Genomic DNA, 10,894 nt, shown 5'->3' with positions numbered 1-10,894 from the left:
GTCTTCTCCTCCTCACCCCCCTCATGTCCGTTCCGCCCAAATATGCTGAGGCGGGGGCGGCCGCACCGCGGCCGCCCACGCCGGGGGCGCACGAAAGAAGCCATTCGGGCTAACGCCGATGGCGCCGCTGAGTCGCGAGGGCCAGGGCACCCAGAACGGCGACCACCATGCCGTAGACCAGAGCGACCGGGTGCAGACCGAACGAGGTGGCGGCGAAGCCGGCGAGCAGAGCGGGGACGCTGAACGCCGTGTACGCGATCACCAGCGCGACCGCGAGCAGCTCGCCCCGCTCGTGCGGCGCCGCCAGGGTGGCGAGCGTGCCGAACGAGGCGAGCGCCGAGGCGCCGAAGCCGATTCCGGAGATCACCGTGCCGGCCGCGGCCGCCGTGACACTCGAGGACTCCAGGCCGAGCACGCTGACCACCGAGCCGAGCGTGAGCAGGGCGGCGGCTACGGTCAGCACCCGCGGGATGGGCAGCTTGCGCATCGCGTACGAGGTGATCGCGCCGGTCCCGCAGAGCAACGTCACCACGAACCCGCCGACCAGGTGGTTGGTGAGCCCGAAGACGCCGGCCGCCACGGACGGGCCGAGGGACAGGTAGAGCCCGCCGATCGCCCAGCTGGCCACGATGATCGGGACGAGCGCGAGGACGTCGGCGCGCAGCCGGGTCGGCACGCCCAGCCGCGGTGCGAGCGACGCGACCGCGCCGGGGCGGCGGGCCGAGGTCTCCGGTATCCGGGCGACCACGTAGCCGGCCAGCACCATCGCGGCCAGCAGCAGCGCCCAGACCAGGTGGGTGGGCTCGGGGGCGAACTGGACGAGGGCGCCGCAGCCCAGCGCGCCGACGGCCAGCCCGGCGACCGGGGCGATGCCGTTGATCAGGCCGGCCCGGCCGGGCGCGTGCGGCGGGTTGAGATCGACCAGCGCGGCACCGAGCGTGGTGAGCGCCGCGCCGGTGGCGATGCCCTGCAGCAGCCGGGCCACGAGCAGCACGGGCACGTCGCCGGCGGCGAGGAACAGGGCGAGCGAGGTGGCCTCGAGCGCGATCGCGGCGGCCAGCACCGGGCGGCGGCCGACGTGATCGGAGAGGGCCCCGAGGGTGAGCAGCGCGCCGATCAGGCCCAGCACGTAGACCGCGAAGACGACCGTGAGCGTCGTCGCCGAGAAGCCCCACAGGTGCTGGTAGACGACGTAGAGCGGGGAGGGCGCGGCCGAGGCGGCCGCGAAGGTCACGAAGATGGCGGCGATCGCCGCGAAGGCGACCGGGCGCGACAGCCGCCGATCGGTACGGACGGCCGGCCGGGTGTCGGCAACGGTGGTCATGACAATCCCCTCGCATCGGCGAACAGACAGGTCTGTCTGACTGGACGAGACTAGACAGACCTGTCTGGTATCGTCAAATGCATGTCCGCCGCATCACCCCCCGCCCGGCCCTCCTCCCCGGCGAAGAAGGCGTCCGCCCGCGAGCGCCTGCTCGCCGCCGCCGACGAGCTCTTCTACGCCGAGGGCGTGCACACCGTCGGGATCGACCGGATCATCGAGCGGGCCGGGGTCGCCAAGGCGTCGCTCTACAGCAGCTTCGGCAGCAAGGAGGAGCTGGTCCGGGCGTACCTGGAGAATCGGCACGAGATCCGCCGCAAGCGGTTGCTGGCCGGCCTCGAGCGCTTCGACAACCCGCACGACCGGCTGCTCGGCGTCTTCGACGTGCTCGCCGAGCTGACCGCCACGCCCGGCTTCCGGGGCTGCGCCTTCTACAACGCCAGCGCCGAGTCGGTGGCCGAGGGCGGCGCGGTGGAGCAGGTCTCCAACGCCAACCGGGCCTGGACCCGCGGCCTGCTCACCGAGCTGGCCCGGGACGCCGGGGTGTCCGACGCGCCGGGCCTCGCCGACCAGTTGATGATCCTGTACGACGGCGCCTCGGTCGGCGCCCGGATGGACAAGCGGGCGGACGCCGCCCGGCTGGCCCGGGTCGTCGCCGTTCAGCTGCTCGACGGCGCGCTTGCCGCAAGCTAGCCGCGACTATTTCTCGATGGGCTCGGCCACGCCCGTCGCCGGCGCCAACGGCTGCGCGTCGAGGATCTCGGCCTTGGCCTCGGCCTCGTGCGCCACGAGATCCGGGTCGACGTAGGCACGCTTCGGGCCGCGCACCAGCGAGGCGATCGCGCCCACCACCAGCAGGCCGATCGCCATCCAGAAGACGATCACCAGGCCGTCGTGGAACGGCTCGGCGATCAGCCGCGGGAAGAACTGGAGGCCGGTCAGCTTGGCGGCGTTCGCCGCCGGCAGCGCGCCCAGCACGTGCGGGCCGAGCAGCTGCCCGATCGGGTTGTAGCCGAGGAACGCGGCGAACAGCGTGCCGACCGGCGGCAGTTGGGCGATCGTGTCGGCGGTCGGGCCGGGTACGCCCTGCGCGGTCAGGCCGCCGGAGAGCGTGTGCGGCAGCGAGCCGGCGAGACCGGCGACCATCAGCGAGAAGAAGATGCCGATGGAGAGCACCATGCCGGCGTTCTGGAAGGTGGCCCGCATGCCGGAAGCGGCGCCGCGCATGTTCGCCGGCACGCTCGACATGACCAGGCTCGTGTTAGGCGCGGCGAACAGGCCGCCGCCCAGGCCGTTGATGAAGATCAGCACCGCGAACACCAGGTAGTTGAAGTCGCCCGGCAGCGCCAGCAGGCCGAGGAACGACGCCGCCATCACCAGCAGGCCGCCCGCCGCGAACGGCCGGGGGCCGAACTTGTCGGAGAGGTAGCCGGAGATCGGGCCGGCCGCGAGGAAGCCGATCGTCAGCGGGACCAGGTAGATGCCGGCCCACAGCGGCGTGGACTCGTAGCTGTAGCCGTGCAGCGGCAGCCAGATGCCCTGCAACCAAATGATCAGCATGAACTGGAGGCCGCCACGGGCCACGCTGGCCAGCAGGTTCGCGGCGTTGCCGGTGGCGAACCCGAGGTTCTTGAACAGCCCGAGCGGGAACATCGGCTCGGCCACCTTGGACTCGATGACGCCGAACGCGACCAGCACGGCGACGCCGCCGATGAGGCCGGTCAGCACCCACGGGTTGGTCCAGCCCTGGGTGTGCCCGCCGTACGGCTGAATCCCGTACGTGATCGCGGCCAGCACGGCGGTGAGGCCGACGGCGAACGTCGCGTTGCCCCACCAGTCGATCTTCGCGTGCCGGCGGACGCCGGTGTCGTGCAGCGACCGGTACGCCCAGATGGTGCCGAGCACGCCCACCGGGATGTTGACCCAGAAGATCGAGCGCCAGTCCCACTCGGCGAGCGCGCCGCCCAGGACCAGGCCGATGAACGAGCCGGCCAGGGCCGAGACGATGTTGACGCCGAGCGCCATGCCCCGCTGCGCGGCCGGGAAGGCGTCGGTGATGATCGCCGCGGAGTTCGCCATCAGCATTGCGCCGCCGATCGCCTGCACCACCCGCCAGCCGATCAGCCAGAGCGCGCCGCCGCCGCCGTCGAACGGGTCCAGCGACAGGATGATCGAGGTGACCGTGAAGATCGCGAAGCCCGCGTTGTAGATCTTGACGCGGCCGTACATGTCGCCGAGCCGGCCGAGGGTGACCACCAGCACGGCGGTGACCAGCATGTAGCCCATCAGCATCCAGAGCAGGTAGCTGACGTTGCCGGGCTCGAGCGGGTTGACGTTGATGCCCTTGAAGATCGCCGGCAGCGAGATCAGCACGATCGAGGAGTTGATCGTGGCGAGCAGGTTGCCGAGCGTCGTGTTCGACAGCGCGACCCACTTGTAGCGGGGGTGATCCACAGAGAGCACGCGTTACCTCTTCGGTTGTGATGATCTTCGGTTGTTGCTGCTCAGGACGCGAGCAGATCACTCAGCCGGTCGAGCGCGGGCAGCGCCGCGACCAACGCGGCGTGCTCCTGGGCCGGCAACTGCTCGAGCATCGCGGCGAGCGCCCTGGTACGCCCCTCGCGACGGCGGGCCACCGCCTCGCGACCGGCGTCGGTGATGCTGACGACCACGGCCCGGCCGTCCTCGGGGTCCGAGCCCCGGCGGGCCAGCCCCTCCCGCTCCAGGCGGGTGATCAGCTGCGTCATCGCGGGCTGGCTGACCCCCTCCGGCGCGTGCAGCTCGCAGAGCCGGCTCGGACCGGTGCGCTCGAGGCGGCGCAGCGTCGACGCGGCGGTGAGGCTAAGCTCGGAACGCGGGGTGAGCCGGCGAAGCAGTTCGTAGAAGCGCTCGAAACCGGCGGCGATGGCCGCGTCCTCGGCAGAGATGGTGGTTGTCTCCGGCACGACCTTTTTATATCACTGGATTATGCAAGCTAATGCCCGACGTGACGAAGCGCTCACCGTGCAATTCGCCCAAACGTGCCGCTCGGGCCTGCCCGCTCCGACCCGTCGGCGATGACAGCATGCGGTAATGCATGCGCTGGACACCACGGACACCGGCGCCCACGAGGCCGCGTGGGGCGGGTCCTGGCTGTACCCGCACATGGGCACCACCGACGAGGGCAGCGCGCCGCAGGACTACATGATCGCGCTGCGGCACGTGGCGCTGACCCTGGACGCCGACCCGGCCTGGCGCGCCTGGTGGGGGCGGTCCGGGCTGACCGCGTGCGAGCTGGGCATCGTCGCCGAGGGCCGGCTCGACCACCTGCGGCCCAGCGCGGACATCCGCCGCTGCGGCGACCGGCTGCGGGCCAACTTCACCTGCGCGCTGCCCGGCGAGGGCGCCGACCTGCCGACCCGGGCGGCGGCCGAGGTGCCGGCGATGTTCGAGGTGATCCGGCAGGCCATGTCGATGCCCGGGCTTCCGCCGACCCCGCCGGTGCCGACGCTGCCGGCCGACGTGCCGGAGGTGCCGGTCACCACCAAGCCGCTGCCCGAGCTGCCGGCCGAACTGGAGCAGCAGGGCTACCTGACGCTCGCCCAGATCCAGGAGTTCTTCGGCTGAGTCCGCTTCGTATTCCATGACGGTCTATCCTTCCCATGTATACACTCGGCGTATACGCTGAGGGTATGGAGACCAACGGAATCTCGCGCCGAAGCTTCACCGCCGCCGCGCTCGCCGTGGCGGCGGCCGCGCCGTTCGGGACCGCCGGCTTCGCCGGCCCGGCCGTGGCCGCCCCCGCTCGACTCCGCCTGCCCCGCCCCACCGGGCCCTACCCGATCGGGACCGTTCCGCTGCTGTTCGCCGACCGCTCCCGCGCCGAGCCGCGCGAGCTGATGGTGAGCCTCTGGTATCCCGCCGCGGACGTCCGGCGGCACCCACCGGCGCCCTGGATGCTGCCGAACCCGCTGCGGGACCTGCTCGCCTCGGCGGGCTTCGCGCCGGACGCGGCGCTGTCGCCGAGCACGGCGGGCCACACCGGCGCGCCGGTGCTGCGCGGGCGTTTTCCGGTCGTGCTCTACTCGCACGGCGCGCACGATCAGCGCGCCGACACCACCATCACGGTGCAGGAGCTCGCCAGCCACGGCTACGTGGTGGCCACCGTGGATCACACCGGCGACGCCTTCGTCGAGTTCCCCGACGGGCGGCTGCTGGTCCCGTCGGACGACCTCCCGATGGGACCGGCCGACTTCGCGGCGGACATCCGGTTCGTTCTCGACCGCCTCGAGGAGCGCTGCGCCGAGCGGGCCCTTCCGGCCGGCCTCGGCGGCGCGCTCGACCTGCGCCGGGTCGGCATGTTCGGGTGGTCGAAGGGCGGGTCGGCGACCGCCCGGGTGATGTTCGCGGACCGCCGCGTCCGGGCCGGGGTGAGCCTGGACGGCCCGATGGAGCCGGTGGTCGACGGCGGCGTGCTGGACCGGCCCTTCCTGATGATGACCGCGGAGTTCACCCGGGCCGACCACCCGGCCGTCGCCGAGTTCTGGTCACAGCTGCGCGGCCGGCGGCTGAACGTACAGGCCGACGGCGCGGTGCACGGTTCGTACACGGACTATCAGCTGCTGGTCGCCGAGCTGGCGCCGGCGATCGGGATGAGCGAGGCGGAGCTGGCGGGCTGGATCGGCACGCTCGACCCGGCGCGGGCCGTCCGGATTCAGCAGGCATACCCGCTGGCCTTCTTCGACCGGCACCTGCGCGGCCGGCGCAGTCGCCTGCTCGACGGTCCCAGCGCGGCCTTTCCCGAGGTGCGCTACCTTCCCTGAGCCGCGGTCACTCGCCGTCGTACGGGACGTGCACCGGGAACAACAGGTCGTCGAAGGCGGATCGGGTCAGCGGCTCGGCGAAGTAGTAGCCCTGCCCGAGCTCGCAGTTGCCGACGGCGAGCGAGGTGAGCTGCTCGGCGTGCTCGATCCCCTCGGCGACCGTGGACAACCGGAGGGCCAGACCCAGCTGGATGATGCCGTGCGTGAGGGCGGCCGCGGTCGGCTCGTCCACGACGTCGTCCACGAAGGACTTATCGATCTTGATGATGTCGACCGGGAATCGCCGCAGGTAGGCCAGTGACGAGTAGCCCGTGCCGAAATCGTCGATGGCCAGGCGTACCCCCAGGTCCTTGATGGCAAGGAGGCGCTCCAGCGTGGCCGGGCGATGATCGACCAGCAACGACTCGGTCAGCTCGAGGGTCAGCCGGTCGGCCGGCAGGCCGCTGGACTCCAGCGCGGACCGCACCACCTGGGGCAGCAGGCACTGCTCCAGCTGTACGGCCGAGAGGTTGACGCTGACCGACAGCGGCTTGCCCGCGCGGCGCTGGTTCCACTCGGCGACCCGCTGGGTGGCCTCGCGCAGCACCCACTCGCCGATCGGCACGATCAGGCCGGTCTCCTCGGCCAGCGGGATGAAGTCCGCCGGCGGGACCATCCCGCGTTCCGGGTGCATCCACCGGATCAGCGCCTCGACCCCGGTGATCTCGCTGGTGTTCAGGTGCACGATCGGCTGGTAGCGCAGCTCGAACTCGTGCCGCACGACCGCACGCCGCAGATCGGCCTCGAGATCGATGGTGGCCTGGAACTCGACCCGCATGTCCGGCACGAACCGCTCGCACCGGTCCTTGCCGTGCTTCTTCGCCTGGTACATCGCGAGGCCGGCGTCGATCAGCACCTCCTGGGCGACACGCGGGCCGGGCCGGCCGACCGCGATGCCGACGCTGGCGCTGACGTACGCCTCAGCGCCGTTGACCTCGAACGGCGTCCGCAGCTCCTCGAGCAGCCGGGCAGCCAGCGGCTCGGCCGCGGCGGCCTCGGCCATCCCCGGCAACAGCACGGCGAACTCGTCGCCGCCGAGCCGGGCCGCGGTGTCGCCGTCCCGCAGGCAGGACCGGATCCGGTCGGCGACGCCGATCAGCAACTGGTCACCGGCCGCGTGGCCGAGCGAGTCGTTGACCATCTTGAACCGGTCGAGGCCGATGAACAGGACGGCCGCGCCCTCCTCGTCGCCGGCCAGCGCCTCCTCGATCCGGGTCTGGAACAGGGCACGGCTGGCCAGGCCGGTCAGCGAGTCGAGGAAGGAGAGCTTCATCGCCTCGAGCATGCGCGCGTCGGTGAGGGCGAGACTCAGCTGCTCGGCGAACGCCTTGATGATTTCCTGGGCGGGCTTGTCCCACTCCCGGGTCCGGCTGTACATCCCGACGTTGAGGCAGCCGACCGCCTTGCCGTTCTCGTGCACCGGGGCGGCCATCACCGACCGCAGCTGCGCCTTCCTCATCGCCCCGATGACGATCGGGGAGACCGAGTAGTCCTCGATCATGATCAGCTCGTCGCCGAGCACGGCCAGGCCGGAGGCGCCGGCGGCGGCCAGCGGCAAGCGCTGCAGCTTGGCCCGCACCTCGGGCGGCACCCCGGTCGCGGCGATGTTGCTGCCGGTCGCCGGGTTGTCCCGGTCGACCAGGTTGAACGTCGACATCTCGACGCCGAGCAGCGCACAGGCCGCGTCGGTGACCGTTTGGAAGATCTTGTCGAGCGGGTCGCGGCGGGCGATCGCACGCTGGATGTCGGTGAGCGTCTCGAGAACGCGCTGCCGCTGGTGGAGCGAGTCGAGCAGACGGTCGTTCTCCTCGGCGTACCGCCGCTCCGACTCGATCATCTGCAGCGAGTGGAGGCTGAGCTCGAGGACCCGGGTCATGCCGCGCAGCAGCGTGACCTCCTCGGCGCTGAACGGGGTGCTCCCGCGCCGGCCCAGGACGAGAAGCCCGGGTGCCTCGCCACCGATCGTGGCGAACGTGACGGCGTGCCGGATGCCGGCTAGATCGAGCGTGGTGCGGCGACCGGTGGCGACCTCGTTCAGGGCGTACGCCGGGACGTCGTCGACGGCGAGGCCGACCGCGGCCACCACGCCGTCGTCGATCATGAGCACCGCCACGTCGGCATGCAGGGCCTGGGCGGCGCAGTCGACGGCAGCATGGTGCGCGGCCGGACCGCCGGGCCGGTCGGCGACGACGGACAGGAAGTCCGTCAGTTGCTGAGTCGCGAGCACGGATTGCCTGTCGGCCGGGCTAGTAGCGACTTGAGAAGAACCTGTGGGTCGGAAAAACCTCATCGAAGCCCAAGGTCGGCCTGCCTTTGTGCCAATCGACTGACCGAAAGTGAGTGAACCGACACGGGCCGTTGTCAGACGCCTACCCCATCAGGCTTACTAGATCAGTGGGTACCGCGGAAGATCCGCCACATACGGCCCCGCAGGGGCCTGGCCCTGGTGTGGGTGTGGGGCGGGTCGGGGTAGCCGCTGTGACGTTCTTCGCGCTCGCCGCGACCGCACCCCTCCTCGTGCTGATCACCGTCGTGCCCGCCGCCCTCGCCGCCGGCGGCGGGCCGCTGGTGCCGCTCGCCTTCGTCGCCGTCGCGATCGTCCTGCTCTTCTTCGCCGCCGGCTACGCGGCCATGGCGCACCGCGCGCCCTACGCCGGCGCCATCTACTCGTACGTCTCCCGCGGCCTCGGCCGGCCCGCCGGGGTGGCCGCCGCCTGGCTCGCGCTCGGCTCCTACCTCGCCGTTCAGCTCGGCCTCTACGGCATCGCCGGGGTCGCCGCCGCGCCGCTGCTGCACACCTGGTTCCACGTCGAGGCGCAGTGGTGGATGGTCTCGGCCGGCTGCTGGCTGCTGGTCGCGCTGGGCGGCACGATCCGGGTCGAGATCCTCAGCGGCGTGCTCGCCCTGCTGGTGCTGGCCGAGTTCGCGGTCGCGGCCGGCTTCGCGACGGCCAACGTGATCGCCCCGGCCGGCGACCGCTTCGCCCGGGCGTCGTTCCTGCCCGCGCACCCGGCCGCGATCGACCGGCCGGCCCTGGGCCTGCTGCTCGCCGTCGGGGCGCTCGCCTTCGTCGGCTTCGAGACCACCGGCACGTACGCCGAGGAGACCATGCGCCCGCGGCGGGAGGCCGGCCAGGCCACGTACGCAACGGTGGTGGTCCTCGGTCTGCTCTTGGCCTTCTGCTCCTGGTCGGTGCTCGCCGGCGCCGGCCCGGACCAGGTCACCGCGCTCGCCCGCGCGCGCGGCCCGGAGCTGGTTTTCGATCTGGCCGGTGCCCGCCTGGCGCCGTGGGCCGTGACCACCGGCCGGGCGGTGTTGCTGGCCGCCCTGGTCGCGGCGGCGCTGTCGCTGCACAACGCGATGGCCCGTTACCTGTACGCGTTGGCTCGCGAGCATCTGCTGCCGGCCCCGCTGGCACGCACCGCCGCCCGCACGTCCGCGCCGCGGGCCGCCTCGCTGACCCAGTCGGTGGCCGCGGGGGCCGCCCTGGCCGCGATCGCCCTGGCCGGGGTCCGCTCCCCCGCGGTCCTCGCACACCGCCTCACCGTCGCCGGCGGCCTCGGTGTGCTGGTGCTGCTGCTGGCCACCTCCCTCGCGGCGCTGCTGCACCTCAACCGGGTGCCCAACGGCGAGGGCGCCTGGGGCCGCTTCCTCGCTCCGATCCTGTCCACCGTGGCCCTCGGGACGCTGGGCTACCTGGCGTTCTGGAACATCCCGTCGCTGCTCGGCGTGCCACCCGAGTCGGCTCTGGTGTGGCTGGTGCCGGCCGCGCTTACCGCGGTCGCCGGGGCCGGGCTGGTGCACGGGGTGGCCCTGCGCGGCGCCCGCCCCTCGCTCTATGCGGGCATCGGCCAGGGCGGGACGGCCGTGATCGTGACACCGAGAGTGCCGCGCTCCCGCGAGCCGGGGGCGCATCGACCGGAACGGGTGAATCGCTGACTGACGGGAGGTGACCGGACTTGTCGACCCTTACTCTGGCTCTGCCGCCGGCGTACCACGAACGGGTCTTGTCGGCGGCTTCGGCCGTGCGGGCCGTTTCCACCGGCACGGCGGCCTCGGCCCGATCGGCCGAGCTCGAACGGATCTGGGCGCTCGGCCTGGACGCGGCAACCGGGCGGTTCCGCCCCAACGAGGCGGAGACGGCGGTGCTGATCGAGACTGCCCTGGGCGTACGTCTGGTCCGAGCCCCGAAATGGTCCCGCGCCGACTGGTTCGACGAGCACGGCGTCTCCTACGACGCGGTCGGCCCGTTCGCGGCCGGCCGGTTCGAGCAGCAATGGCGGCGCTTCTCCGAGCAGATCCTGTTGCACCTGCGCAAGGCCGACCTGGTGCCGGTCGACGTCTCGCTGTTCACCCGCGGGCAGACGCGCACCGTCGAGCGTTTCATCGCCGACCGCCGCCTGACCCCTCGCGTCTTCACTCTGGGGCACTCATGGCCGCGCTGATCATGGTCCGCCCGGACCGCGACTGGCAGTCCTCGGGCGGCCTCTTCGACTGGACGCTGGAGTATCTGATTCCCCGCCTCTCCGACGAGAAGACGGCCGAATGGCTGCGCGCGATCGTCGAGGAGAACCTGGGCAACCTGTGGATCCCCGACCTGCCCGACGAGGCTCAGGAGGAGATCTTCGACCTGCTCCGGACGGGCGTGGTGGCCGCGGCGGCCCACGAGCTGCCACCCACGGCGGTCGACCAACTCCGCGAACTGGTGGCGCTGACCTACTGACCGCGGCGC

Annotated in this window: 10 protein-coding genes; 6 read left to right on the top strand and 4 right to left on the bottom strand. The window is 72.0% G+C overall.

All coding sequences use genetic code 11. The annotated features are described in order from the left end of the window. Positions 1 to 109: 109 nt before the first annotated feature. Entirely contained in the window at positions 110 to 1,324 is a 1,215-nt protein-coding gene (locus ODJ79_RS39115) for an MFS transporter (RefSeq protein WP_263028751.1), read from the bottom strand. 81 nt (positions 1,325 to 1,405) lie between these two features. On the opposite strand from ODJ79_RS39115, the gene ODJ79_RS39110 reads away from it, so the two are divergent. Next, positions 1,406 to 2,014: a TetR/AcrR family transcriptional regulator gene (locus ODJ79_RS39110; protein WP_263028750.1), complete on the top strand. Its 609-nt coding sequence runs from the start codon at positions 1,406 to 1,408 to the stop codon at positions 2,012 to 2,014. A gap of 6 nt (positions 2,015 to 2,020) precedes the next feature. Here the strand turns inward: ODJ79_RS39110 and ODJ79_RS39105 are convergent, their stop codons facing one another. Further along, the gene (locus tag ODJ79_RS39105) at positions 2,021 to 3,784 is read right to left on the bottom strand and encodes an MFS transporter (protein WP_263028749.1); all 1,764 of its coding nucleotides are present in this window, start codon (positions 3,782 to 3,784) and stop codon (positions 2,021 to 2,023) included. A 41-nt stretch (positions 3,785 to 3,825) separates the two neighbouring features. Then, the gene (locus ODJ79_RS39100) at positions 3,826 to 4,266 is read right to left on the bottom strand and encodes a MarR family winged helix-turn-helix transcriptional regulator (protein WP_263028748.1); all 441 of its coding nucleotides are present in this window, start codon (positions 4,264 to 4,266) and stop codon (positions 3,826 to 3,828) included. Positions 4,267 to 4,393: 127 nt separating this feature from the next. Between ODJ79_RS39100 and ODJ79_RS39095 the strand changes: the two genes are divergently transcribed. Together ODJ79_RS39095 and ODJ79_RS39090 are read left to right on the top strand one after the other, a co-directional pair. Beyond that, complete coding sequence (locus tag ODJ79_RS39095; protein WP_263028747.1) at positions 4,394 to 4,927, top strand: hypothetical protein; 534 nt, start codon at positions 4,394 to 4,396, stop codon at positions 4,925 to 4,927. Between the two features lie 65 nt (positions 4,928 to 4,992). After that, positions 4,993 to 6,123 (top strand): alpha/beta hydrolase family protein, encoded by a 1,131-nt coding sequence (locus ODJ79_RS39090; protein WP_263028746.1) that lies wholly within the window; start codon positions 4,993 to 4,995, stop codon positions 6,121 to 6,123. A 7-nt stretch (positions 6,124 to 6,130) separates the two neighbouring features. Here the strand turns inward: ODJ79_RS39090 and ODJ79_RS39085 are convergent, their stop codons facing one another. Beyond that, on the bottom strand, positions 6,131 to 8,389 hold the full coding sequence (locus ODJ79_RS39085; RefSeq protein WP_263028745.1) for a putative bifunctional diguanylate cyclase/phosphodiesterase: 2,259 nt from the start codon (positions 8,387 to 8,389) through the stop codon (positions 6,131 to 6,133). A gap of 251 nt (positions 8,390 to 8,640) precedes the next feature. Between ODJ79_RS39085 and ODJ79_RS39080 the strand changes: the two genes are divergently transcribed. The 3 genes from ODJ79_RS39080 to ODJ79_RS39070 are packed head-to-tail and all read left to right on the top strand — an operon-like array spanning position 8,641 to position 10,885. After that, positions 8,641 to 10,101, top strand: coding sequence for an APC family permease (locus ODJ79_RS39080; protein ID WP_263028744.1), 1,461 nt, complete (start codon positions 8,641 to 8,643; stop codon positions 10,099 to 10,101). 20 nt (positions 10,102 to 10,121) lie between these two features. After that, positions 10,122 to 10,607, top strand: a complete 486-nt coding sequence (locus ODJ79_RS39075) for a hypothetical protein (protein ID WP_263028743.1) — start codon at positions 10,122 to 10,124, stop codon at positions 10,605 to 10,607. Beyond that, positions 10,595 to 10,885, top strand: coding sequence for a hypothetical protein (locus ODJ79_RS39070; RefSeq protein ID WP_263028742.1), 291 nt, complete (start codon positions 10,595 to 10,597; stop codon positions 10,883 to 10,885). Before ODJ79_RS39075 ends, ODJ79_RS39070 begins: the two co-directional genes overlap by 13 nt. The last annotated feature ends 9 nt before the right edge of the window (positions 10,886 to 10,894 follow it).

Source organism: Actinoplanes sp. KI2 (genome assembly GCF_025630775.1).
In the GTDB taxonomy this organism is placed as follows: domain Bacteria; phylum Actinomycetota; class Actinomycetes; order Mycobacteriales; family Micromonosporaceae; genus Actinoplanes.
Note: the sequence above shows the minus strand (reverse complement) of the source record. Positions and strands in the feature narration are given on the sequence as shown.

Coding starts and splice junctions, on each gene's coding strand:
- ODJ79_RS39095 (WP_263028747.1), top strand. CDS start 4,394: ATGCATGCGCTGGACACCACGGACACCGGCGCCCACGAGGCCGCGTGG.
- ODJ79_RS39090 (WP_263028746.1), top strand. CDS start 4,993: ATGGAGACCAACGGAATCTCGCGCCGAAGCTTCACCGCCGCCGCGCTC.
- ODJ79_RS39115 (WP_263028751.1), bottom strand. CDS start 1,324: ATGACCACCGTTGCCGACACCCGGCCGGCCGTCCGTACCGATCGGCGG.
- ODJ79_RS39110 (WP_263028750.1), top strand. CDS start 1,406: ATGTCCGCCGCATCACCCCCCGCCCGGCCCTCCTCCCCGGCGAAGAAG.
- ODJ79_RS39070 (WP_263028742.1), top strand. CDS start 10,595: ATGGCCGCGCTGATCATGGTCCGCCCGGACCGCGACTGGCAGTCCTCG.